The 22,386-nt window shown below is 69.0% G+C and carries 20 protein-coding genes; 17 read left to right on the top strand and 3 right to left on the bottom strand.

Going from position 1 to position 22,386, the window contains the following annotated elements; translation table 11 throughout:
- The first annotated feature begins 132 nt into the window (after nt 1–132).
- The 3 genes from ACZ5MJ_RS16510 (at nt 133) to ACZ5MJ_RS16500 (ending at nt 1,750) form a co-directional block, all read left to right on the top strand.
- A complete protein-coding gene (locus tag ACZ5MJ_RS16510; protein WP_464220774.1) occupies nt 133–735 on the top strand; it encodes a hypothetical protein in 603 nt (200 codons plus the stop codon).
- 88 nt (nt 736–823) lie between these two features.
- Complete coding sequence (locus ACZ5MJ_RS16505; RefSeq protein WP_464220773.1) at nt 824–1,483, top strand: LysE family transporter; 660 nt, start codon at nt 824–826, stop codon at nt 1,481–1,483.
- A gap of 78 nt (nt 1,484–1,561) precedes the next feature.
- Nucleotides 1,562–1,750, top strand: a complete 189-nt coding sequence (locus ACZ5MJ_RS16500) for a hypothetical protein (protein WP_464220772.1) — start codon at nt 1,562–1,564, stop codon at nt 1,748–1,750.
- Here ACZ5MJ_RS16500 and ACZ5MJ_RS16495 read toward each other — a convergent pair.
- Nucleotides 1,732–2,454, bottom strand: coding sequence for a GntR family transcriptional regulator (locus tag ACZ5MJ_RS16495; RefSeq protein ID WP_432259077.1), 723 nt, complete (start codon nt 2,452–2,454; stop codon nt 1,732–1,734). The genes ACZ5MJ_RS16500 and ACZ5MJ_RS16495 overlap by 19 nt on opposite strands.
- Nucleotides 2,455–2,848: 394 nt before the next feature.
- On the opposite strand from ACZ5MJ_RS16495, the gene ptsP reads away from it, so the two are divergent.
- The 7 genes from ptsP (at nt 2,849) to pgi (ending at nt 13,694) form a co-directional block, all read left to right on the top strand.
- Nucleotides 2,849–5,410 (top strand): phosphoenolpyruvate--protein phosphotransferase, encoded by a 2,562-nt coding sequence (gene ptsP / locus ACZ5MJ_RS16490; protein WP_464220771.1) that lies wholly within the window; start codon nt 2,849–2,851, stop codon nt 5,408–5,410.
- Between the two features lie 56 nt (nt 5,411–5,466).
- Nucleotides 5,467–7,173, top strand: a complete 1,707-nt coding sequence (nagE, locus tag ACZ5MJ_RS16485) for an N-acetylglucosamine-specific PTS transporter subunit IIBC (RefSeq protein ID WP_464220770.1) — start codon at nt 5,467–5,469, stop codon at nt 7,171–7,173.
- A gap of 120 nt (nt 7,174–7,293) precedes the next feature.
- Nucleotides 7,294–8,358 (top strand): porin, encoded by a 1,065-nt coding sequence (locus ACZ5MJ_RS16480; RefSeq protein ID WP_464220769.1) that lies wholly within the window; start codon nt 7,294–7,296, stop codon nt 8,356–8,358.
- A 42-nt stretch (nt 8,359–8,400) separates the two neighbouring features.
- Nucleotides 8,401–9,504: an N-acetylglucosamine-6-phosphate deacetylase gene (gene nagA, locus ACZ5MJ_RS16475; protein WP_464220768.1), complete on the top strand. Its 1,104-nt coding sequence runs from the start codon at nt 8,401–8,403 to the stop codon at nt 9,502–9,504.
- Complete coding sequence (locus ACZ5MJ_RS16470; RefSeq protein ID WP_464223743.1) at nt 9,497–10,528, top strand: SIS domain-containing protein; 1,032 nt, start codon at nt 9,497–9,499, stop codon at nt 10,526–10,528. The genes nagA and ACZ5MJ_RS16470 overlap by 8 nt, the downstream gene beginning before the upstream one ends.
- 59 nt (nt 10,529–10,587) lie before the next feature.
- Nucleotides 10,588–12,063 (top strand): glucose-6-phosphate dehydrogenase, encoded by a 1,476-nt coding sequence (gene zwf, locus ACZ5MJ_RS16465; protein ID WP_464220767.1) that lies wholly within the window; start codon nt 10,588–10,590, stop codon nt 12,061–12,063.
- Nucleotides 12,060–13,694, top strand: a complete 1,635-nt coding sequence (gene pgi, locus ACZ5MJ_RS16460; protein WP_464220766.1) for a glucose-6-phosphate isomerase — start codon at nt 12,060–12,062, stop codon at nt 13,692–13,694. Before zwf ends, pgi begins: the two co-directional genes overlap by 4 nt.
- 10 nt (nt 13,695–13,704) lie before the next feature.
- Here pgi and ACZ5MJ_RS16455 read toward each other — a convergent pair whose 3' ends face one another.
- Both ACZ5MJ_RS16455 and ACZ5MJ_RS16450 read right to left on the bottom strand, forming a co-directional pair.
- On the bottom strand, nt 13,705–15,249 hold the full coding sequence (locus ACZ5MJ_RS16455) for a YifB family Mg chelatase-like AAA ATPase (RefSeq protein WP_464220764.1): 1,545 nt from the start codon (nt 15,247–15,249) through the stop codon (nt 13,705–13,707).
- 81 nt (nt 15,250–15,330) lie between these two features.
- Nucleotides 15,331–15,609, bottom strand: coding sequence for an accessory factor UbiK family protein (locus ACZ5MJ_RS16450; protein ID WP_018313129.1), 279 nt, complete (start codon nt 15,607–15,609; stop codon nt 15,331–15,333).
- Nucleotides 15,610–15,994: 385 nt separating this feature from the next.
- On the opposite strand from ACZ5MJ_RS16450, the gene ACZ5MJ_RS16445 reads away from it, so the two are divergent.
- The 7 genes from ACZ5MJ_RS16445 to ACZ5MJ_RS16415 all read left to right on the top strand — a co-directional run bounded on the left by ACZ5MJ_RS16445 (nt 15,995) and on the right by ACZ5MJ_RS16415 (nt 22,356).
- The gene (locus ACZ5MJ_RS16445) at nt 15,995–16,798 is read left to right on the top strand and encodes a TorF family putative porin (protein ID WP_464220762.1); all 804 of its coding nucleotides are present in this window, start codon (nt 15,995–15,997) and stop codon (nt 16,796–16,798) included.
- A 51-nt stretch (nt 16,799–16,849) separates the two neighbouring features.
- Complete coding sequence (locus ACZ5MJ_RS16440; RefSeq protein ID WP_010814843.1) at nt 16,850–17,188, top strand: P-II family nitrogen regulator; 339 nt, start codon at nt 16,850–16,852, stop codon at nt 17,186–17,188.
- Nucleotides 17,189–17,220: 32 nt separating this feature from the next.
- The gene (locus ACZ5MJ_RS16435) at nt 17,221–18,768 is read left to right on the top strand and encodes an ammonium transporter (protein WP_464220759.1); all 1,548 of its coding nucleotides are present in this window, start codon (nt 17,221–17,223) and stop codon (nt 18,766–18,768) included.
- A gap of 548 nt (nt 18,769–19,316) precedes the next feature.
- Nucleotides 19,317–20,612 carry a glutamate--cysteine ligase gene (gene gshA / locus ACZ5MJ_RS16430; protein WP_039010669.1) on the top strand — a complete coding sequence of 432 codons (1,296 nt, stop codon included), beginning with the start codon at nt 19,317–19,319 and terminating at the stop codon, nt 20,610–20,612.
- Nucleotides 20,613–20,618: 6 nt separating this feature from the next.
- A complete protein-coding gene (gshB, locus tag ACZ5MJ_RS16425; RefSeq protein ID WP_464220756.1) occupies nt 20,619–21,587 on the top strand; it encodes a glutathione synthase in 969 nt (322 codons plus the stop codon).
- A 75-nt stretch (nt 21,588–21,662) separates the two neighbouring features.
- Complete coding sequence (locus ACZ5MJ_RS16420) at nt 21,663–22,118, top strand: PTS sugar transporter subunit IIA (protein WP_432259089.1); 456 nt, start codon at nt 21,663–21,665, stop codon at nt 22,116–22,118.
- Nucleotides 22,087–22,356, top strand: a complete 270-nt coding sequence (locus tag ACZ5MJ_RS16415) for an HPr family phosphocarrier protein (RefSeq protein ID WP_078195140.1) — start codon at nt 22,087–22,089, stop codon at nt 22,354–22,356. The genes ACZ5MJ_RS16420 and ACZ5MJ_RS16415 overlap by 32 nt, the downstream gene beginning before the upstream one ends.
- Nucleotides 22,357–22,386: the final 30 nt, after the last annotated feature.

The following is a 22,386-nucleotide window of genomic DNA, read 5'->3' as shown; positions in this document are numbered from 1 at the left end:
GTGGGGCAGTGGGGCAGTGGGGGCGGCGCGGCAAGCACTGGCGCGCCGCTTCCGGGATAATACCGGTTTCCGCCCGCAGGCGATGGCGCCCGCCCGCGCCGTTCCCCACATCGCCTTCCGCCCGATTTCCCGATGCGTCCCGTGCTGCCCCCGCTGAGCTGTCCCGCCGCTGTCCGCCGTCCGCTGCTGTGCTGCGCCGCCGTGCTGGCACTTGCCCTGTGCGCCTGCTCGCCGCGCTATGACTGGCGCACCATCCAGTCGGGCGAGGGCGGTTACGCCGCGCTCTATCCCGGCAAGCCCACCAGCGCCGCGCGCGACGTGGCCATTGCCGGGCGCAGGCTGCCGATGACGATGGAGGCCGCGCGCGTCGACGACACGCTGTTCGCCGTGGGCGTGGTGACGCTGCCCGCCGACGATGAAGCCCTGCGGCGCGAGGCCCTGGCGGCGATGCAGGCCGGCCTGCTGGCCAACCTTGGCAAGCTGTCGGGCGAGCCGCGCACGCGGCCCGTCACCGTCATGACCTCGGACCGGCCGGGCCGTCCGCTTGCCGGGGTGGAAGTGCAGGCCAGCGGCGTGTCGCCGCAGGACCAGTCGCCGCGCCGGCTGAGCGCGCGGCTGGTGGCCGTGGGCGTGCATGCCTACCAGGCCGTGGTGCTGGAATCCGGCGATGCGGCGCGCGATGCGCGCCAGGCCGAGCAGGTGGAGCAGTTCCTGGGCGGCTTCCACCCGCTCTGACGCGCGGTGCCGCGCGACTGGAAAGATTCACAGGTGCCGGGGCGGCGATCGCGAGCCCCGGCATGGTTGTCGTCAAAGGAGAGTTGGAATGCGTTGGGAAGTCTGGTTGGCCTATTTCGCCGCGTGCTGGGTGATCGCGGTATCGCCGGGGTCGGGCGCGGTGCTGTCGATGAGCCACGGGCTCTCGTACGGGCTGCGCAGGACCACCACCACCATCTTCGGCCTGCAGGCCGGGCTGGTGATTGTGCTGGTGGTGGCCGGCGGCGGGCTGGGCGCGCTGCTGCTGGCCTCGGAGCAGGCCTTCATGGTGGTCAAGACGGTTGGCGCGCTGTACCTGATCTATCTGGGTATCCAGCAATGGCGCGCGAAGGTGGAAAGCGGCGCGGACCGTGGCAGCGCACACGGTGAAAACGCCGCGCCCGCGCGCGTGGCCGTGTTGAGCCGGCGCCGGCGCTTTGCCACCGGGTTGCTGACCAATGTGACCAACCCCAAGGGCATCATCTTCATGGTCGCGGTGCTGCCGCAGTTCATCGATCCCAACCGGCCGCTGGCGCAGCAGCTGGCGGTACTGGCCGCCACCATGTGCTGCGTGGACCTGATCGTGATGCATGGCTACGCGCTGCTGGCTTCGCGCATGCAGGGGTTGTTCCGCAATGCGCGCGCGGTGCGCTGGCAGAACCGCTTTTTCGGCAGCGTGCTGATGGCGGTGGGCGCGGCACTGTTCTTCGTGCGGCGGCAACACGCCTGACCGGCGTTGCATCTACAACTGGCGTGTGCTGGCCGGGTTTGCTTCAATGAGGAGGAAACCCGGCCACGGAGACCCCGCATGCCCGCCTCGCTGAATCCCCACGCCGGTGCGCGCCTGCAGCCGCGCCATACCGTGCCCCCGGTAGAAGAACCCGGGCCCCCGGGCATCCCGCCAGACCTGCCGTTGCCGCCAGAGGAAGACCCGACCCCGCCGCCGGTGGAGCCGCCCGTGGCCGTCCCCGCCGGGCGCTACTGCTTGAGCTCGTAGAAGTCGTTCAGGCAGTAGGCGTCGGTCAGTTCGACCGGCTTGTCGCCATGGGTGTAGCCGATGCGCCGGATCTGCAGCAGCGGCTCGCCCGGCTCGATGCCCAGGCGCGCGGCCAGTTCCCCGGTCGCCACGATCGCGCGCAGGGTCTCGGTCACGCGCAGCACCGGCTTGCCGATCCGTTCCAGGTAGGCGTACAGCGATTCGCCGATGGCGCTGGCATCCGGCAGCACGGCCAGCGCCAGCGTGGTCACGTCCATCCAGTAGATCTGCCCGTCGGCCTTGCGCAGGCGGGTCAGCCTGACGATCTCGTCGCCTTCCGGCAGTACCAGCGCCGCGGCTTCCTGCGCCGTGGCACGGCGGCGCTCGAACGCCACCAGCTCGCTGGCCGGCGTCATGCCGCGCCGGCGCGCCAGCTCGCTGAAGTTGTCCAGCCGCGCCGGCTTCTGCTCGCCGCGCGGCGCGATAAAGGTGCCCGCGCCGCGGCTGCGTGTGATCGCGCCTTCCTCTGCCAGGACCTGTAGCGCGCGCCGCGCCGTGACGCGCGAAATCCCCAGCGAATCGACCAGCGTGCGCTCGGACGGCAGCGCATCGCCCACGCGCCATTGGCCGGCCTGGATGGCCGCGGCCAGCTTGCGCGCCACCTGCAGGTAGATCGGCGTTGCGTCCGCCTCGTCCGGCCTGAGGGTCTGCAGCCGTTGATCCATGGGAATCCTCGTAGGTACCAAAGTTTGCTGTGGATGATACCACTTTAGGACATCTATCGATGACGCGGGCAAAATTGTGTGGGTCGCCTTTCGAATTCGCCATGCGCCTGCTTTCCGTCAATTGGTATCTAAAAGGTTTGTCGTCGCATGAGACGGGAAAATGACTTGATCGGCCAGAAAAATCCTAGATTTATCCGATAGTTGTGTGATGAATCAGGCGGTTTCACAGGGGCTGTAAGTGCCACTTTGTTTTGGCTCAATAAAGATGCCACTTAGATACAAATATGGCGTAGTGGTTTTCACTGGTATTTTTATTGTCAGTGGCCGTCTATCTTTCCCGTGACGCTGGCGCCGTCGCATTCCCGCACCGGCTGCCCCGATTCCTGGAAGCGAGATGGCTGAGACGAGCGAAACCCTGTTGCTGCGGGCTCCGGTGAGCGGAGTGCTGCTTCCCCTTGCGGCGGTGCCGGACCCGGTCTTTGCCGACGGCATGTTCGGCGACGGCCTGGCCATCGACCCGCTGGGCGATACGCTGGTGGCGCCTTGCGACGGCACTGTCGTGCACCTGGCCGCGACCGGCCACGCGCTGACGCTGCAGGCGCCATGCGGGGCGCAGGTGCTGCTGCATGTCGGCATCGATACCGTGTCGCTGCGCGGCGAAGGCTTTGCGCCTTGCGTGGCCCAGGGCGCCGCCGTGCGCCAGGGCGACGCGCTGATCCGCTTCGATGTCGACCGCGTGGCGCAGCGGGCACCCAGCCTGGTGACGGTGATGGCAATCGCCAACGGCGATGCCTACACCGTCACTGGCCGCACCGACGCGGCCCAGGCCGAGGCTGGCTGCACGGTGGTACTGCAAGTCCGTGCCGCGGGTGCTGCAGCGCGCGCGCCGCAAGCCGATAGCGCGGCTCCGGCCGAACAACGGCGCACGGTCACGTTGGCCTGCCCTGGCGGCCTCCATGCCCGGCCCGCCGCACGGGCGCGCGAAGCCGTGCGCGGCCTGGACGCCACCGTGGCGCTGCACTACGGCGGGCGCCAGGCCAGCCTGGCCAGCCTGGTGGCGCTGATGGCCCTTGCCGCCGGCGAGGGCGCCGCCGTCGAGCTGGTCGCCAGCGGGCGCGATGCCGGCGCCGCGCTCGACGCAGTCGCGCATGAACTGCAGCGCGCCGGCGCGGGCGAAGAGGAAGCCGTAGCCACGATCGACGCAGCGCCGGCCCAGCCAGGGCCTGGCACTGATTTGCCGCCGGGATGCCTGGCCGGCGTGGCCGCCGCCCCCGGCATCGCCATCGGCCCGCTGCACTGGTGGCGCGAGGCGGTCCAGGAACCGGACGAGGCCGGCCAGGGCGCGGGCGCCGAGCGCGCGGCCCTGCGCGCCGCGCTGGCGGCGGTGGACGCCCGGCTGGCGCACGAGAGCGAAGCCGCCAGCGCGCGCCGCGCCGGCGCCGAGGCCGGCATCCTCGCCATGCATCGCGCGCTGCTGGACGACCCGGCGCTGCTCGCCGCCGCCGATACCATGATCGAAGCCGGCAAGAGCGCGGGCTTTGCGTGGCGCGAGGCCACCCGTGCCGAAGCCGCGACGCTGTCGGCAATGGCCGACCGCCGCATGGCCGAGCGCGCCGGCGACCTGCTCGACTTGCAGAAGCGCGTGCTGCGCGCGCTGGCCCCGGCGGGCAGTGCTCCCGCCCATCCCGCCAATCTTCCCGCGGCCGCCGACGGCCAACCCGTCGTGCTGGCGGCCGAAGAATTCACGCCCTCCGACCTGACCGGACTGGACCGCGGCCGCGTGGCCGCGCTGGTGATGGTGCGCGGGGGCCCGACCTCGCACGCCGCCATCATCACGCGCCAGCTCGGCATGCCGTGCCTGGTGGCGCTGGGCAACGCGCTGGAGCGCTTGCCGGACGGTACGCCGGTGATTGCCGACGGCGACAACGCGTGCCTGCAAGCCAGCCCGGATCCGCACCTGCTGGCCGCCGCCGCCGGTGCGGTCAAACTGCGCACGCAGCAGCGCGAGGCCGACCTGCGCGCCGCGCACGCCGCGGCCAGCACGCGCGACGGCGTGCGCATTGAAGTGGCCGCCAATATCGCCAGCGTCGACGACGCCCGCGATGCGGTCGCGCATGGCGCCGATGCCGTCGGCCTGCTGCGCACCGAGCTGCTGTTTCTGCACGGCGACGCCGCGCCCGCTGCGGCCGACCACACCGCCAGCTGCCAGGCCATCGCCGATGCCCTGGACGGCCGCAGCGCAATTGTGCGCACGCTCGATATCGGCGGCGACAAGGACGCCGCCTGGCTGCACCTGCCCCCTGAAGACAACCCCGCGCTGGGCCTGCGCGGTGTGCGCCTGGCGCAGGTGCGCCCGCAGCTGCTGGATGAGCAACTGCGCGGCCTGCTGGCCGTGCGCGCGAAGGCGCCGCTGCGCATCCTGCTGCCGATGGTCAGCGAGGTCGGCGAACTGCTGGCCTGGCGCGAACGCATCCGCGCGCTGGCGGCCGAAGCGGGCGCCGATCCCGCCATCGAGGTCGGCGTGATGATCGAAGTCCCGTCCGCCGCGCTGCTGGCCGACCAGCTGGCCGAGCACGCCGACTTCTTCTCGATCGGCACCAATGACCTGACCCAGTACACGCTGGCCATGGACCGCTGCCAGCCGGAACTGGCGGCACGCATGGATGGCCTGCATCCCGCCGTGCTGCGCATGATCGCCGCCACCACCGAGGGCGCCGCGCGCCACGGGCGCTGGGTGGGCGTGTGCGGCGCGCTGGCCGGCGACCCGCTGGCCGTGCCGGTGCTGGTCGGGCTGGGCGTGACCGAGCTTTCCGTTGACGCCGGGCTGGTGCCGGGCGTCAAGGCGCGGGTGCGCACGCTTTCACACGAGGACTGCCGCCAGCGCGCTGGCGAACTGCTGCGGCTGCCATCGGCTGCCGCGGTACGCGATGCTTGCCGCGGCTACTGGCCGGCCTGAGCGCCGGTCCACCCAAGCCAACACGCGCCACAAGCGCACAGATTCGGAGAACGCCAATGAAGATGGACCTGTTACCCAGGGTGCAGCGCCTGGGCGCCACGCTGATGCTGCCGATTGCGGTGCTGCCCGTGGCCGGCCTGCTGCTGCGCCTGGGCCAGCCCGATGTGTTCGACATCAGGCTGATGGCCGAGGCCGGCAACGCGGTCTTTGCCAACCTGGCGCTGCTGTTCGCCATCGGCGTGGCGGTGGGGTTTGCACGCGATAACAACGGCGCCGCGGCGCTGGCCGGCACCATCGGCTACCTGGTGCTGACCACGGTGATGAAGACCATCGACAAGTCGCTCGACATGGGCGTGCTGGCCGGCATCGTCGCCGGCGCGGTGGCGGGCGGGCTCTATAACCGCTACCGCAATGTCAACCTGCCTTCCTACCTGGGCTTCTTTGCCGGCAAGCGCTTCGTGCCCATCGTCACCGCGCTGTGCTGCCTGCTGCTGGGCATCGTGCTGGCTTACGCGTGGGCGCCTGTGCAGACCGGCATCAACGCGGCCGGCACGTGGCTGACCACGGCGGGCTCGGCCGGCGCCTTTGTGTTCGGGCTGCTGAACCGGCTGCTGCTGGTAACCGGGCTGCACCACCTGATCAATACCCTGGCGTGGTTCGTGTTCGGCAGCTATGCCGACCCGGCCACCGGCGCGGCGGTATCGGGCGACCTGTACCGCTACTTTGCCGGCGACCCGGGCGCGGGCCTGTTCATGACCGGCTTCTTCCCGGTGATGATGTTCGGCCTGCCCGCCGCCTGCCTGGCGATGTACCACGAGACGCCGCCGGCGCGGCGCGCGCTGGTGGGCGGCATGCTGTTCTCGATGGCGCTGACCTCGTTCCTGACCGGCATCACCGAGCCGATCGAGTTCAGCTTCATGTTCCTGGCGCCGGCGCTGTACGGCCTGCATGCGCTGATGACCGGCCTGTCGATGGCGCTGTGCCATGCGCTCGATATCCGGCTGGGCTTCACCTTCTCGGCCGGCGCGATCGACTATGTGCTGGGCTACGGGCTGTCCAGCCGCGGCTGGCTGGCGATTCCGCTGGGGCTGGCCTATGCGCTGGTCTACTACGGGCTGTTCCGCTGCTTCATCCGCCGTTTCAACCTGCTGACGCCGGGCCGCGACGAAGCCGTGCCCGTGGCGCCCGCTGGCGACGCCGCGCACCCGACCGCCGGCAGCGAGGCGCAACGCTATGTCGAGGCGCTGGGCGGTGCGGCCAACCTGGTCGTGGTCGATGCCTGCACCACGCGGCTGCGGCTGAACGTGGCCGATATCGGCGCGGTTTCGGAGCCGCAGCTCAAGGCGCTGGGCGTGCGCGGCGTGCTCAGGCGCCCGCCCAATGTGGTGCAGGTGGTGATCGGGCCGCAGGCCGAGCAGATTGCCGGCGACATCCGCGCAGTACTGCAGCAGGCGCCCCAAGGTACGGCTGTCGCCGCTGCGCCCGCAGCCGCAGCCGCAGCGCAGGCGCCGGCTGCCGGCGCTTTCGATCCCGCCTGGTGGATCGACGCGCTCGGTGGTGCCGCCAATATCGCCTCGGTCGGCGTGGTGGCACTGACGCGGCTGCGCGTGGTGGTGCGCGAACGCGGGCAGGTGCGTGCCGACCACCTTGCCGGCAGCCAGCTGATGTGGATCGGCGAGGACATCGCGCATATCGCCTTCGGCCATGCGGCGGACGGACACGCGGCCGCCTTCGCGCGCGCGCTGCAAGCCATGCCCACCTGACCCCCGCCGCCGCAGCCGTGCGCGGCTGCGGTCGAACCTAGCCATCGGCCAGAACACCACGGCGGCCGCGACGACAGCCGCGCCGGTGGATACCGTTTGCCTATCCAGGAGCCATTGATCGTGAAACGCATTGCAATGACGGCGCTGCTCGCAGCGTCCGCCGGGGGCGCCTGCGCCCAGTCCGCCGGCACCGGCATCACCCTGTACGGCCGCGCCGTGGCCGGCCTCGACTATGTCAACGGCATCGCCCGTCCGGGCGGCGACGTCGATACCTTCCGCTTCGGCAGCAACCAGTACGGTGTCAGTTTCTGGGGCATGCGCGGCGCCGAAGACCTTGGCGGCGGCCTGCGCGGGGTGTTCAACCTGGAGGGCATGATCACCTCCGGCACCGGGCGCTCCGATCCGCTGTTCAACCGCCGCGCGCAAGTGGGCCTGGCCAGCAACGACTGGGGCACGCTGCTGCTGGGTCGGGCCATGAGCCTGACCGACGACGAGAGCGGCGCGATCGACCCGATGGGCCTGCAGGCCAGCTCGGTCGCCACCCTGGTCTATGGCCGCAACTGGGGCTCGCGGCCCAATGCCGTGACCTACAACTCGCCGGTGTGGGGCGGCCTGAGCGTGCGCGCGCAGGCCGGCAGCGACGGCGTCCCCGGCAGCTTCAACAGCAGCAAGCAGCTCAGCGCCGCCGTCAAGTACGCGCAGGGAAACCTGAGCCTGACCGGCATCTATGAAGAGCTGCGCGACGCGCAGGGCCGCATGGACAACCTGTACGCCAGCTCGCGCCAGTACACGCTGGGCGGCAGCTACGCGCTGAACAACCTGCGCCTGTTCGCCGGCTACAACCTGACGGTGTCCTCGGGCGATACCGTGGCCACGCCGGAGAACCCGTACGCCGCCACCCGCAGCCAGATGGCGTGGGTCGGCGCCAATTACCGCGTGCTGCCGGCGCTGACGCTGCTGTCCGGCGTCTACTACGCCACCCTGAACAAGAGCGGGGGGCATGGCACGCTTGTCACACTGGGCGCAAAGTATGACTTGTCGAAGCGCACCTCGCTGTATGGCACGGTGGCGTCGGTGTTCAACTCGCGCAATGCCACCTTCTCGGTGGAGGCGTCGCCGGACACCATGCCGCGCGCCGGGGCCAACCAGCAGGGCGCCTATGCCGGCATCATCCACCTGTTCTGACGGTGGCTGGCCGGTGATGCAGATGAATTGGAGAGCATCGCCATGAAAGGAAACATCCTGACGCCGGCCGGCTGGATCTTCGGCGAGATCCATGCCGGTCCGGACGGACGCATCGCGCGCATCGAGGGCGTGCCGGTCACGCCCGCGGGCAACGATGCCCCGTACCTGCTGCCGGGGTTTGTCGACCTGCTCAACCACGGTGGCGGCGGCAAGGACTTCATGGATGGCGAGGCCGCGGTGCCGGTGATCCTGCGCGCGCATGTGCGCTTCGGCACCACCAGCCTGCTGGGCAGCACCATGACCGCGCCGCACGACGTGCTGCTGCCCGCACTGCAGGCGCTTGACCGCGCCTGCGCGCAGCGCCCGGCCGGCGCGGCGCGCATGCTGGGCGTGCACCTGGAGGGGCCGTATATCAACCCCGGCAAGCTGGGCGCGCAGCCGGATACCTCGGTGATCGCCACGCCGGAAGAACTGGAGCAGTACCTGGGCGCCGCGCCGCTGAAGGTGGTGACGCTGGCGCCCGAACTGCCGGGGCATCTCGACATCATCCGCGTGCTGGCCACGCGCGGCGTGCGCGTGCAGCTGGGGCACACGCTGGGCACCTACGAGGACGCAGTGGCCGCGCTGGACGCCGGCGCCAGCGGCTTCACCCACCTGTTCAACGCGATGACGCCGCTGCAGCACCGCGCGCCCGGCGTGGTGGCGGCGGCGCTGGCGCATGCCGAGTTCGCCGAGCTGATCCCCGACCTGCTGCACGTGCACCCCGGCGCCATCCGTGCCGCGCTGCGCGCGATCCCGCGGCTGTACGCGGTGACCGACGCCACCGCCGCCGCCGGCATGCCGGACGGCGTGTACCACCTCGGCAGCCAGACCGTCTACAAGGCCGGCGGCAGCGTGCGCCTGGCCGACGGCACGCTGGCGGGCAGCGTGCTGACCATGGACCAGGCCCTGCGCAACTTTGTCTCGATCGGGCTGGACCTGGCCGACGCGTCGCGCCGCGTGTCGCTGTATCCGGCCCAATACCTGGGCATGGCCGACCGCGGCATGCTCGCGGAGGGCTGCTGGGCCGACGTGGTCGTGCTGGACCGCGCGCTGTCGGTGCGTACCGTTTATGTCGAAGGAGAATGCTGTGTCGAGAATGCTTGAAGAAGCGCTGAGCGCGCCGGCCGTGGTGGCCGCGCAGTTGGCATACGCGCCCCGCGTGGCGGCGCTGGCCGCGCAACTCGCTGCGCAGGCCTGGCCCGCCGCGCTGACCGTGGCGCGTGGCAGTTCTGACCACGCCGCCAGCTACTTCGCCACGCTGGTCACGCGCCGGCTGGGCGTGCCGGTGGCCTCATTGCCGATGTCGACGGTGACGCTGCATGACAGCGCGCTGCGCGTGGCCGGGCAGCTGGCGGTGGCGTTCTCGCAGTCGGGCCGCAGCCCGGACCTGGTCGAGACCATGCAGGCGCTGCGCGATGGCGGCGCCACTACCGTGGCGCTGGTCAACGCCCCGGATTCGCCGCTGGCGCAGGCGTGCGCGCATGAATTGCCCTTGCTCGCCGGCCCCGAGCAGAGCGTGGCCGCGACCAAGAGCTATATCGCCATGCTGTCGATGTCGGCGCTGCTGGTGGGGCATCTCGAAGCCGCGCGCAGCGGCGAGCGCGAGCTGCTCGACGCCTGCAACGGCTTGCCGGCGGCCCTGACGGAAGCGGCCGCGCAGGACTGGTCGGCGCTGGTGCCCGCGCTGCGCGGCGCCGAGCGCATGATCGTGCTGGGCCGGGGCGCGGGACTGGCGATCGCGCAGGAAGCAGCGCTCAAGCTCAAGGAGACCTCCGGCATCCAGGCCGAGGCCTTCTCCGGTGCCGAAGTGCGGCACGGTCCGATGGAAATCATCGGCGACGGCTACCCGCTGCTGGTGTTCGCGCCGCGCGGACCGGAGCAGGCCGGGCTGCTGGCGCTGGCCGCCGAGATGCGCGCACGGGGTGCGCGCGTGCTGCTGGCGGCGCCCCCTGGCACGGTTGATGCGGGGCAGCCACTGGAGTTGCCGCTTACGCCGGCCGGCCATCCGTTGCTCGATCCGGTCTGCGCCATCCAGAGCTTCTATATCGCCGCGCAGGCGCTGGCCCTGGCGCGCGGACGCAATCCCGACCAGCCACAGTACCTGCGCAAGGTGACAGAGACGCGCTGAACCGGCCCATCCTGCCCCGATACCACCCCACGCCGTCCCCGGCAAGCAAGGAGTCCGTCATGCAAACCACCCGTACCGCCACTGCCGACGCGCGGCCGCTGGACCTCGTCATCTTCGGCGGCGCCGGCGACCTGTCGGCGCGCAAGCTGCTGCCATCGCTCTATATGTGCCACCGCGACGGCAACCTGCCCGACGGCACCCGCATCATCGGCGTGGGCCGGCACCGCTGGGACCGCGAGGCCTTTGTCAGTTTTGCCGACCAGAGCGCGCAACCGTTTGTCGATGCGCGTTATCTGGAGCCTGCCAAATGGCAGACCTTCCTGCAGCGGCTGGAATTCGTGCACCTGGACGCCGCGCAGTCCGGCGACTATCCGGCGCTGGCCGAGCAGTTGCGCCCGGACGCGCTGCGAATCTACTACATGGCGATGCCGCCCGGATTGTTCGCGGCCACCTGCGACAACCTCGCCGGCCATGGCCTGATCGCCAACGACACGCGGCTGGTGCTGGAAAAACCGCTGGGCGTGGACCTGGCCTCGGCCATCGGCATCGGCGAAGTGGTCAGCCGCTATTTCAGCGAGGACCGCACCTATCGGATCGACCACTACCTCGGCAAGGAAACGGTGCAGAACCTGATGGCGCTGCGCTTCGGCAATTCGATCTTCGAGCCGCTGTGGCGCGCCCCGTTCGTGTGCAGCGTGCAGATCACCGTGGCCGAGACCGTGGGCGTGGGCACGCGCGGCGGCTTCTACGACGAGGCCGGCGCCATGCGCGACATGGTGCAGAACCACCTGCTGCAACTGGTCAGCATCCTGGCGATGGAGCCGCCGGCATCGCTCACCTCCGACGCGGTGCGCGATGAGAAGCTCAAGGTGCTGCGCTCGCTGCGGCCGATGTCGCCCGAGGACGTACGCCGTAACACTGTGCGCGGCCAGTACACCGCGGGCGCCATCGCCGGCGAACTGGTGCGCGGCTACCTGCAGGAGGAGGGCATTCCAACGGACAGCCGCACCGAGACCTTCGTCGCGATGCGCGCCGAACTGGGCACGTGGCGCTGGAACAAGGTGCCGTTCTACCTGCGCACCGGCAAGCGCATGCAGGAGCGCGTGACCGAGGTGGTGATCAACTTTGCCGGGGTGCCGCATTCGATCTTCGATGCCGGCAGCAGGCTGCAGCCCAACCGCATGGTGATCCGGCTGCAGCCGGAAGAGTCGGTGCGGCTGACGCTGATGGTGAAGCAGCCGGGCGAGGGCATGAAGCTGAAGCCGCTGAGCCTGGCGCTGAACCTGGACTCGGCCTTCACCACCCGGCGCGCCGAAGCCTATGAGCGCCTGCTGCTCGACGTGATCCGCGGGCGGCTGGCGCTGTTCGTGCGGCGCGACGAACTGCAGGCCGCCTGGACCTGGGTCGACCCGATCCTGGAAGCGTGGCGCCAGCAGGATGAAGGCCCGCGCCCCTATACCGCTGGTACCTGGGGGCCGGCGGCATCGTCGGCGTTCATGGCGCGCGAGGGCGTGCAGTGGTCGGAGGAGGCATGATGCGGTTGACCGAACGCCCCGCATGGCGGGCTCTCGCCGCGCTGGCGGCGCAGCCGCTGGCGCATCTGCGTGAACTGGTGCACGAGCCGGGCCGCGGCGACTACGCGTGCTTGTCCGCAGCCGGCATCGAACTGGACTTCACGCGGCAACGGATCAACCGCGCCGTTTATCAGGCGCTGCTGGCGCTGGCGCAAGACGCGGGCATCGAAGCGCAGCGCGACGCGATGTTCGCCGGCGAGCCCGTCAACGCCACCGAAGGCCGTGCGGTGCTGCACGTCGCGCTGCGCGGTGGCGCCGACGCGCATCCCCCCTGGGGCGGCCAGCTCGCGGCGGCAATCGACGCCGAACTGGCGCGCGCCTGTGATTTTGCCGATGCCGTGCGCGAAGGCCGCGTGCGCGGCTTCGGCGGCGCGCCGATCCGGCATGTAGTCAGCCTCGGCATCGGCGGCTCCGACCTGGGGCCGCGCATGGCCTGCGAGGCGCTGGCCGCGCACGCGAGCCATGCCGTGCAACTGCACTTCGTCTCCAACCCGGACCCGGCGCAGCTATACGCCGTGCTGCGCCAGGCCGAGCCCGCCGCCACGCTGTTCCTGGTCTCGTCCAAGACCTTCACCACGCACGACACGCTGATCAATGCCGCCTCGGCGCGGCAATGGCTGCTGGACCACGGCTGCCCGGCGCAGCAAGTGCCGGCGCAGTTCGCCGCGATCACCGCCAACGCCGCGCGTGCCGCCGCCGAGGGCTACCTGCCGCAGCAGGTGTTCCGCTTCTGGGACTGGGTCGGCGGGCGCTATTCGCTGTGGTCGGCAATCGGACTGCCGGTGATGATCGCCGCCGGCCCGCGCCAGTTCCGCGCACTGCTGGACGGCGCGCACGCCATGGACACGCACTTCCGCAGCGCGCCGCTGGCGCGGAACCTGCCGGTGGCGATGGCACTGTGCGGCATCTGGAACCGCAATTTCCTGGGTGCCCCCACGCAACTGGTCGCCCCCTATGCGGCCCCGCTCGCCAGGCTGCCCGCCTACCTGCAGCAGCAGGACATGGAGTCGTGCGGCAAGCGCGTGGACGCAAGCGGCAGGGTAGTGGACCATGCCACCGGCCCCATCGTCTGGGGCGGCCTGGGCCTGGACGGCCAGCATGCCTACTTCCAGCTGCTGCACCAGGGCACCCACCTCGTGCCCGCCGACCTGATCGGCACCCGCCACTGCGACGTGCCGCTGCCACAGGCCCGGACCCATCACCAGCTGGTGCTGGCCAACCTGCTGGCGCAAGCCAGCGCCCTGTCCAGCGGGCGCACGCAAGACGAAACCCTGGCCGCGCTGTCGGCCTCCGGCCTGCCGCCGCATGAGGCCGCGCGGCTGGCGCCGCATCGCACCTTCCCCGGCAACGTGCCGGTCAGCCTGCTCTGGCTCGTCACGCTCGACGCCGCATCGCTGGGCGCGCTGATCGCGCTCTACGAGCACAAGGTCTTCGTGCAGGCCGCGATCTGGGGCATCCACGCGTATGACCAGTGGGGCGTGGAGCTGGGCAAGACCATTGCCTCGGACATGCAGGCATGCCTGGCGCGGCGCGAGGTGCCGAAGGAGATGGATCCGGTGGCAGCGGCGACGCTGGCGTCGCTGGTGGGTTAGGGCGAGGCCTTCACCCGCCCGCCATCCGCAACGCCCGCCGGTACTGGATCGCCTCGCCCACATGCGCGGCGGTCAAGACCTCGGCGCCTTCCAGGTCCGCGATGGTGCGGGCCACCTTCAGCACGCGGTAATAGGAGCGCGCCGACCACGCCAGCCGTGTCATCGCGCCGCGCAGCAATGCCTGCGCCTGCGGTTCCATCGCGCAATGCTGTTCGATCTCCCGTCCGCTCAGTTCATTGTTGGGCTTGCCCTGCCGGGCTAACTGGCGAGAGCGCGCGGCCAGCACGCGCTCGCGCACCGTGGCGCTGGGTTCGCCGGGCGGGCCGTCGAGCATCTCGCCCTGGTCCTGCGCGGGGACTTCCACCTGCAGGTCGATGCGGTCGAGCATGGGGCCGGAGATGCGGGACTGGTAGCGCCGCACCTGGTCGGGCGTGCAGCGGCAGGGGCGGTCGGGATGGCCGAGGTAGCCGCACGGGCAGGGGTTCATCGCCGCCACGAACTGGAAGCAGGCGGGGAAGTCGGCGTGGCCCGCGGCGCGGGCGATGGTGATGCGGCCGGATTCCAGCGGCTCGCGCAGGACTTCCAGCACCCTGCGGTCAAACTCGGGCAGCTCGTCCAGGAACAGGACGCCGTGATGCGCCAGCGAGATCTCGCCCGGGCGCGGGTTGCCGCCGCCGCCGACCATGGCCGGGCCCGAGGCGGTGTGGTGCGGCGAGCGGCAGGGGCGTTGGCCCCATAGCGCGGTGCGGAAGCCGCCCGGTGTCAGGCTCATGATGGCGGCGGTTTCCAGGGCTTCCTGCAGCGACATCGGCGGCAGCAGCCCGGGCAGGCGCTGCGCCAGCATCGACTTGCCGGTGCCGGGCGGGCCCACCAGCAATGCCGAATGCTGGCCGGCCGCGGCGACTTCCATGGCCCGGCGCGCCTGGGCCTGGCCGCGCACGTCGCGCATGTCGGGGCCGCGCTCCGTGGTGGCGGGCAGCAAGGGCGGCATGGCACGGGGCAGGCGCGCGTCGGGCAAGGGGCAGAGGTGGTCGCAGGCCTGGCGCAGCGTGGCGGCGGCGTGCACGGCCAGGTCTTCGATCAGCGCGGCTTCGGCGCCGTTGCCCTCGGCCACCAGGAAGGCGCGTGGCGCCTCGCCGGCGGCCGCGCGGGCGGCGTTGTCGCGCGCCAGCCCCATCGCCATGGCCAGCGCGCCGCGCACGGGGCGCAGCTCGCCGGACAGGGACAGCTCGGCGGCGAACTCATGCGCATCCAGCGCCTCGGACGGGATCTGGCCGCTGGCGGCCAGGATGCCCAGCGCGATGGCCAGGTCGAAGCGGCCCGATTCTTTGGGCAGGTCGGCCGGAGCCAGGTTGACGGTAATGCGGCGATTGGGGAACTCGTAGCCGCTGTTGAGGATGGCGGCGCGCACGCGCTCGCGGCTTTCGCGCACGCCGGTGTCGGCCAGGCCGACGATGGTGAAGGCCGGCAGGCCGTTGGCAAGGTGGGTCTCGACCCGCACCGGCGGGGCGGCGATGCCGGTCAGTGCCCGGCTGCGAAGGACGGCAAGGCTCATGTCATCGAACTGTTAACGAAAAAGGCCGCCATGACTGGCGGCCTTCAGACAGGCTGGGGGAATCGTGCCGGACCGGCGTGCTCACGCGCCCCCGGTCGAGTCTACCGAACCAGCGCCGGGCGGGATGCCGGCGCGGCGCTCAAGCTCCGCCACGCGGCCTTCCAGTTCCTCCAGGCGGGCTCGGGTGCGGGCCAGCACTTGCGACTGGACGTCGAATTCCTCGCGCGTCACCAGGTCGAGCCTGGCAAAGCCCTGGGTCATCATGCTGCGCACGTTTTTTTCGATGTCCCTTGCCGGCGAGTTGCGCAGCGCCTCGCTGACCTTGTTCTGCAGGTCGTTGAAGAGATCGGTCGGTTTCATGGTTTCTCCTTTGTGCACCTAACTGGTGCCAATCCGGGTGGGCATCTGGCGTATAGCACGCTTTCGCACAGGAATTGGGCGCCCTGAATGCGGGCGAACCCTGTATGCGTTGGCGCTACGCAGCCACCGTCAGGACTCGATTATCGCCCCAGAGCCACGTGGGCGAAAGCTCCGGCGCCCCCGCGTTCACACCTTTTAACCTGATTTGGCTGCACTGCAGCACAGATTCAAGTCTGGCTCTGGTCACGGGCGGGCCACGGCCCCCGCATGGATCGCCGTTTTCCGAGGGGTTGGCACGGCAGTTGCAGTAGTGATGCCGAACTGCCTCAACGACTCACCGAAATCCAACAAACGAAATCCGAGCCAAGAATAGGAGAATAAATCCATGAAGAAGTTGGCCCTAGCAGTCAGCGCGGTTGTCCTGGCCAGTGCCGCCGCCGGCGCCCTGGCGCAGAGCACGGACGCGGCGGCGCCCTCTGCCGCGCCTGCCGCTGCCCCAGCGGCCGAGCCGGCGTCGCCGCATACGTTCACGGCCAACGTGTCGGTGGTCTCGGACTACCGCTATCGCGGTCTGAGCCAGGGGAATCGCCGTCCTGCCATTCAGGGCGGCTTCGACTACGCGCACGAAAGCGGCTTCTACATCGGCAACTGGAACTCCAGCATCAGCTGGATCTCGGATGCCGACAAGTCGGTGTCGGCGCCGATCGAAATGGATTTCTACGGCGGCTACAAGAACACCTTCAAGGTGAACGAGCTCGAGTTCAACTACGACGTCGGCGCGCTGCAGTACTTCTATCCGGGTGGCTACACCAGCACGCGTCCTTACACCACCGAACTGTATGCCGGCATTGGCTACGGCCCGGTGTTCCTGAAGTACTCGCAAGCGTTGACCAACCTGTTCGGCATCCCGCAGAGCAAGTACAGCAACTACGTCGACCTGAGCGTCAACTGGCCGCTGAACATCTGGGACCTGACCCTGAACGCGCATGTCGGCTACCAGACCGTGCAACACGTCAGCGGCGCTTCGTACCTGGACTGGAAGCTCGGCCTGACCAAGGACCTGGGCAAGGGCTTCTCGCTGGCACTGGCCTATATTGGCACCAACGCCAAGGACTCGTTCTATACGAACAGCTACAACCACAACGTCGGCAATAACACGGCGTGGGCTTCCCTCACCAAGACTTTCTAACTGAGCGTCAGCGCGGGCGGGCCGCAGTAGGCCTGCCCACAGGAGAATCCGATGAAACTGATCATCGCAGTCATCAAACCGTTCAAGCTCGACGAGGTGCGTGAAGCGCTTTCCGACGTTGGTGTCTCGGGCATCACCGTGACCGAAGTCAAGGGCTTCGGTCGCCAGAAGGGCCACACCGAGCTGTACCGTGGCGCAGAATACATCGTCGACTTTCTGCCCAAGGTGAAGATCGAGGTGGCGGTGCCCGACGACGTGGTCGAGCGCGCCATCGAGGCGGTCGAGAAATCGGCCCGTACCGGCAAGATCGGCGACGGCAAGATCTTCGTGGCACCGATCGAGCAGGTCATCCGCATCCGCACCGGCGAGACCGGCGGCGATGCCCTGTGACCCAAGACAACATAGAGACAGAGGTTAATCACATGAAAACCTGGATCAAGCGATTCCTGACGGCCGGCGCGATGGCGCTGGCCATCGGCACGGCCGGTGTGGGCGTGTCCTCGCCGGCCGCCGCGCAGGACAAGCCGGCGGCAGAGGCTTCGGCCCCGGCGGCTGCCGCCGCCCCTGCAGCAGCCCCGGCTGCGGCCGCCGCCGCAGCTCCCGCCGCCGCGCCGGCAGCCGCCGCGCCCGCACAGGCAGCCGCTGCTCCGGCGGCGCCGGTTCCCAACAAGGGCGACACCGCCTGGCTGCTGGTCTCGACGGCCTTGGTCATCCTCATGACGCTGCCGGGCCTGGCGCTGTTCTACGGTGGCCTGGTGCGTTCGAAGAACATGCTGTCGGTGCTGATGCAGTGCCTGGTGATCTTCTCGCTGGTGATGCTGCTATGGGCCATCTACGGCTACAGCTTTGCCTTCACCGAGGGCAATGCCTTTTTCGGCGGCATGGACCGGCTCTTCATGAAGGGGCTGAACGCCGACGCGGTGGCAGCCACCTTCAGCAAGGGCGTGGTGGTGCCTGAGTTGGCGTACTTCGCCTTCCAGGGCGCCTTCGCGGCGATCACCTGCGGCCTGATCATCGGTGCCTTTGCCGAGCGCGCCAAGTTCTCGGCGGTGCTGGTCTTCGTCGTGCTGTGGTTCACCTTTGCCTACCTCCCGATTGCCCACATGGTCTGGTTCTGGCCCGGTCCGGATTCCTACACCGACGCTGCCGCCGGCGCTGCCGCGACGGCCAAGGGCGGCTGGCTGTTCCAGAAGGGCGCGCTCGATTTCGCCGGCGGCACCGTGGTGCACATCAACGCCGCCGTGGCTGGCCTGGTGGGTGCCTTCATGTTCGGCAAGCGCATCGGCTTCGGCCGAGAGGCGATCCGTCCGCACAGCCTGACCTTCACCATGGTTGGCGCCTCGCTGCTGTGGTTCGGCTGGTTCGGCTTCAACGCCGGTTCGGCGCTGGAAGCCAACGGTTCGGCTTCGCTGGCCTTCGTCAACACGCTGCTGGCCACGAGCGCCGCGGTGCTGGCCTGGACCTTCGGCGAGTGGATCGGCAAGGGCAAGCCGTCGATGCTGGGCGGTGCCTCGGGTGCGGTGGCCGGCCTGGTGGCGATCACCCCGGCGGCAGGCTTCGTCGGCCCGATGGGCTCGATCGTGATCGGCCTGGTCGCCGGCCTGCTGTGCCTGTGGGGCGTGACGGGCCTGAAGCGCCTGCTGGGCATGGACGACTCGCTGGACGTGTTCGGTGTGCACGGCGTGGGCGGTATCCTGGGCGCGCTGCTGACCGGCGTCTTTGCGTCGCCGAGCCTGGGCGGCACCGGCATCTATGACTATGTGACCAACAAGGTGGCGGACGACTATTCGATCGCCGGCCAGCTCTGGATCCAGTTCCAAGGCGTGCTGACCACCATCGTGTGGTCGTCCGTGGTGGCCTTCGTGGCCTACAAGCTGGTGGACATGCTGATCGGCCTGCGGGTGCCGGAAGACGAAGAGCGCGAGGGCCTGGATATCACCTCGCACGGCGAGACCGCCTATGAAGTCTGACCGCCAAGGGGTTGTGCTGGAGAGCTGATTGGGAATCTTCTCTCAGGAGTTTTGCCCGGCAACGTGCCGGGCTTTTTTCTTTCCGGCGTTGCGTGCGATGGCAGACATTTGGTGGCTGGGCCGGGGCTGGCAACGCATGCGCCGAACGCTTCGGCAGGAGTTCAGTGGCGCCTGGCAAAACCCGCCAGCGCAGCCCCGGCAAGGGCTGGCTGGCGATCCCCCCGCACCGCGCGCGGTTTCTTCGCTAAGTGCTTAACTCCGATCTTAAAAAGCTTCAATTGTCTTTAATGTGCGGGGCACATACATTGCCCTTGAGGCAGTTTCCTCCACCTGCAGAACGCTCCCCGTATCTGTCAGGCCATTTCAAAGCGCGGCATCGTCGCGCTTTCTTTTTTGCCTGCTGCCCGGCTCTTTATTTCGCGCCACCCGTCCCCATATCGTTATCCCTTATGCCAGGCACTGCATATCCTTATAAAGGGTGTGCCAGCGCCTGTTTGGCCGTTCCTCTACAATCTGGGCGAACGATTAAGACGATCTATAGGATGGATATGGTCCCGCATCTCATCACCGCGCTGAACGGTCCGCTGCTCGAACTGGAAAAGAAGATCCTGGACGCCACCCCGTCCATCGAGCGCTGGTTCAGGCTGGAATGGCAGGAGCATACGCCTCCGTTCTATTGCTCGGTGGACCTGCGCAACGCCGGCTTCAAGCTGGCGCCGGTCGATACCAACCTGTTCCCGGGCGGCTTCAACAACCTGGCCCCGGAAATGCTGCCGCTGGCGGTGCAGGCGGCGATGGCGGCGATCGAGAAGATCTGCCCCGACGCCAAGAACCTGCTGCTGATCCCCGAGCGTCACACGCGCAATATGTTCTACCTGCAGAATGTTGCGCGGCTGTCGCTGATCATGCGCCAGGCTGGCCTGAACGTGCGCCTGGGCTCGCTCTCGGAGGAAATCACCGAACCGACCCCGATCGAGCTGCCCGACGGCCAGACCCTGGTGGTCGAGCCGCTGGCGCGCCTGGGCACCAAGGGCCGCCGCCTGGGCCTGAAGGACTTCGATCCCTGTTCGATCCTGCTCAACAACGACCTCTCGGCCGGCATCCCGCCGATCCTGGAAAACATCAACGAGCAGTACCTGCTGCCGCCGCTGCACGCCGGCTGGTCCACGCGCCGCAAGAGCAGCCACTTTGCCGCCTACGACGAGGTGGCCAAGAAGTTCGCCAAGCTGATCGACATCGACCCGTGGATGGTCAACCCGTACTTCGCCCGGTGCACCGGCGTGGACTTCCACGAGCGCGTGGGCGAGGAAGAGCTGGCCGATGCGGTCGAGGGCGTGCTCAAGAAGGTGGCCAAGAAGTACCGCGAGTACGGCATCAAGGAAACCCCGTACGTGGTGGTCAAGGCCGATGCCGGCACCTACGGCATGGGCATCATGACTGTGCGCGATCCGTCCGAGGTCAAGGGCCTGAACCGGAAGGAGCGCAACAAGATGAGCGTCGTCAAGGAAGGCCTGGAGGTCAGCGACGTCATCATCCAGGAAGGCGTGCACACCTTCGAAAAGGTCAACGAAGCGGTGGCCGAGCCGGTGGTGTACATGATCGACCGCTACGTGGTCGGCGGCTTCTACCGCGTGCACACCGGCCGCGGCAACGACGAGAACCTGAACGCCCCGGGCATGCATTTCGTGCCGCTGGCGTTCGCGCCCAACGGCATTCCGGACAGCCACGCCAAGCCCGGCGCGGCGGTGCCGAACCGCTTCTACATGTATGGCGTGGTGGCCAGGCTGGCCTTGCTGGCGGCGTCGCTGGAACTCGAGAAGACCGACCCGAACCCGATTATCTGAGCCCCCATGCGCATCCTCTTCATCACCGATCCGCTGGAGACCTTCAAGACCTACAAGGACTCCACCTACGCCATGATGACCGAGGCCGCCGCGCGCGGCCACGAGCTGTACTGGTGCCTGCAGCCGCAACTGGCCCTGTCCGGGCGCACGGTTGAAACCGTGGCCACGCGCCTGCACCTCACCGGCGAGACGGGCGATGGCGGCCACGGCGCCTGGTACCGCGAGGGCAACAGCGCGCTGGAGCCGCTGTCGGCCTTCGACGCCGTGCTGATGCGCAAGGACCCGCCCTTCGACATGGAGTACGTCACCAGCACCTGGCTGCTGGAGCTGGCCGAGTCGCAGGGCGCGCGCGTGTTCAACAAGCCGCGCGCGATCCGTGACCATTCCGAGAAGCTGGCGATTGCGCAGCATCCGGAATACATCACGCCGACGCTGGTCACGCGCGACCTGGCGCGCATCCGCGACTTCCACGCCGAGCATCGCGACATCATCGTCAAGCCGCTGGACGGCATGGGCGGCATGGGCGTGTTCCGCGTCGGCCAGGATGGCATGAACCTGGCTGCGATCGTCGAGACGCTGGGCCAGGACGGCGCCCGAACGCTGATGGTGCAGCGCTATATCCCGGCGATCAAGGACGGCGACAAGCGCATCCTGCTGATCGGCGGCGTGCCGGTGCCGTATTCGCTGGCGCGCGTGCCAATGGCCGGCGAAGTGCGCGGCAACCTGGCTGCCGGCGGCACCGGCCGTGCGCAGGAGCTGAGCGCGCGCGACCGCGAGATTGCCGAGGCGCTGGCGCCGGGCTTGTGGGAGCAGGGCCTGCTGCTGGTGGGCCTGGACGTCATCGGCGACTACCTGACCGAGGTCAATGTGACGAGTCCGACCTGTTTCCAGGAGATCACCCAGCAGACCGGCTTCCATGTCGCGGCGATGTTCATCGACGCGCTGGAGCACGCCGTGGACGCGGCCGGGCGCTGAGCCTGACTGCCCCGCCGGCGGCTGGAGTGCGGGGGCCGCCTGCTACAATCGGGGCAATCCAACGGATTCACCATCATGGCAGGCATTCTGATCATCGCGCACACCCCGCTGGCTTCGGCCTTGCGCGATTGCGCCGCCCACGTCTACTGCGGCCCGCCGCAGCGGCTGGAAGCCATCGACGTCCTTCCCGACGCGGACCCCGCCGTCGTGCTGGCCGAGGCCAGGCGGCGCCTGGCGGCCATCTGCGAAGACAACGGCGCGCTGGTCCTCACCGACATTTTCGGCGCCACTCCCGCCAATATCGCCGCGCGCCTGGCCGAGCCGGGCCGCGTGCGCGTGCTGGCCGGCGTCAACCTTCCCATGCTTGTACGCGCCATCTGCTACCGGGCCGAAAAGCTGGACCAGCTTGCCACCAAGGCACTGGCCGGCGGCTCGCAGGGCGTGCTGCAGGTCGGCACCACCACAGTCCAGAACCAAACCGCCAATCATCCCGACAAATATGCTGCAGAGGGACACCACCATCATCAATAAACTCGGACTGCATGCACGTGCGTCCGCCAAGTTGACCCAGCTCGCCGGCAGCTTCGTCAGCCAGGTCAAGATGTCCCGCAACGGACGCCAGGTCGATGCCAAGAGCATCATGGGCGTGATGATGCTGGCCGCCGGGATCGGCTCGACGGTAACCCTGGAGACCGAAGGGCCAGACGAGCAGGAAGCGATGGACGCGCTGCTGGCGCTGATCGCCAATCGCTTTGGTGAGGGAGAGTGAGGCCGGGGGCCTCGACCCGAATTTATAAAC

The organism is Cupriavidus sp. LA-1 (assembly GCF_055385985.1).
The sequence above is the reverse complement of the archived record's forward strand: the minus strand, read 5'-3'. Positions and strand labels throughout refer to the sequence as shown.

What these genes read in the sequence shown, in the direction of transcription:
- nagA (WP_464220768.1), top strand. Translation starts at nt 8,401, where the DNA reads ATGAAAGGAAACATCCTGACGCCGGCCGGCTGGATCTTCGGCGAGATC.
- ACZ5MJ_RS16455 (WP_464220764.1), bottom strand. Translation starts at nt 15,249, where the DNA reads ATGAGCCTTGCCGTCCTTCGCAGCCGGGCACTGACCGGCATCGCCGCC.
- ACZ5MJ_RS16445 (WP_464220762.1), top strand. Translation starts at nt 15,995, where the DNA reads ATGAAGAAGTTGGCCCTAGCAGTCAGCGCGGTTGTCCTGGCCAGTGCC.
- ACZ5MJ_RS16495 (WP_432259077.1), bottom strand. Translation starts at nt 2,454, where the DNA reads ATGGATCAACGGCTGCAGACCCTCAGGCCGGACGAGGCGGACGCAACG.
- nagE (WP_464220770.1), top strand. Translation starts at nt 5,467, where the DNA reads ATGAAGATGGACCTGTTACCCAGGGTGCAGCGCCTGGGCGCCACGCTG.
- ptsP (WP_464220771.1), top strand. Translation starts at nt 2,849, where the DNA reads ATGGCTGAGACGAGCGAAACCCTGTTGCTGCGGGCTCCGGTGAGCGGA.
- ACZ5MJ_RS16510 (WP_464220774.1), top strand. Translation starts at nt 133, where the DNA reads ATGCGTCCCGTGCTGCCCCCGCTGAGCTGTCCCGCCGCTGTCCGCCGT.
- ACZ5MJ_RS16435 (WP_464220759.1), top strand. Translation starts at nt 17,221, where the DNA reads ATGAAAACCTGGATCAAGCGATTCCTGACGGCCGGCGCGATGGCGCTG.
- gshA (WP_039010669.1), top strand. Translation starts at nt 19,317, where the DNA reads ATGGTCCCGCATCTCATCACCGCGCTGAACGGTCCGCTGCTCGAACTG.
- ACZ5MJ_RS16415 (WP_078195140.1), top strand. Translation starts at nt 22,087, where the DNA reads ATGCTGCAGAGGGACACCACCATCATCAATAAACTCGGACTGCATGCA.
- ACZ5MJ_RS16440 (WP_010814843.1), top strand. Translation starts at nt 16,850, where the DNA reads ATGAAACTGATCATCGCAGTCATCAAACCGTTCAAGCTCGACGAGGTG.
- gshB (WP_464220756.1), top strand. Translation starts at nt 20,619, where the DNA reads ATGCGCATCCTCTTCATCACCGATCCGCTGGAGACCTTCAAGACCTAC.
- ACZ5MJ_RS16500 (WP_464220772.1), top strand. Translation starts at nt 1,562, where the DNA reads ATGCCCGCCTCGCTGAATCCCCACGCCGGTGCGCGCCTGCAGCCGCGC.
- ACZ5MJ_RS16450 (WP_018313129.1), bottom strand. Translation starts at nt 15,609, where the DNA reads ATGAAACCGACCGATCTCTTCAACGACCTGCAGAACAAGGTCAGCGAG.
- ACZ5MJ_RS16420 (WP_432259089.1), top strand. Translation starts at nt 21,663, where the DNA reads ATGGCAGGCATTCTGATCATCGCGCACACCCCGCTGGCTTCGGCCTTG.
- pgi (WP_464220766.1), top strand. Translation starts at nt 12,060, where the DNA reads ATGATGCGGTTGACCGAACGCCCCGCATGGCGGGCTCTCGCCGCGCTG.
- ACZ5MJ_RS16505 (WP_464220773.1), top strand. Translation starts at nt 824, where the DNA reads ATGCGTTGGGAAGTCTGGTTGGCCTATTTCGCCGCGTGCTGGGTGATC.
- ACZ5MJ_RS16470 (WP_464223743.1), top strand. Translation starts at nt 9,497, where the DNA reads ATGCTTGAAGAAGCGCTGAGCGCGCCGGCCGTGGTGGCCGCGCAGTTG.
- zwf (WP_464220767.1), top strand. Translation starts at nt 10,588, where the DNA reads ATGCAAACCACCCGTACCGCCACTGCCGACGCGCGGCCGCTGGACCTC.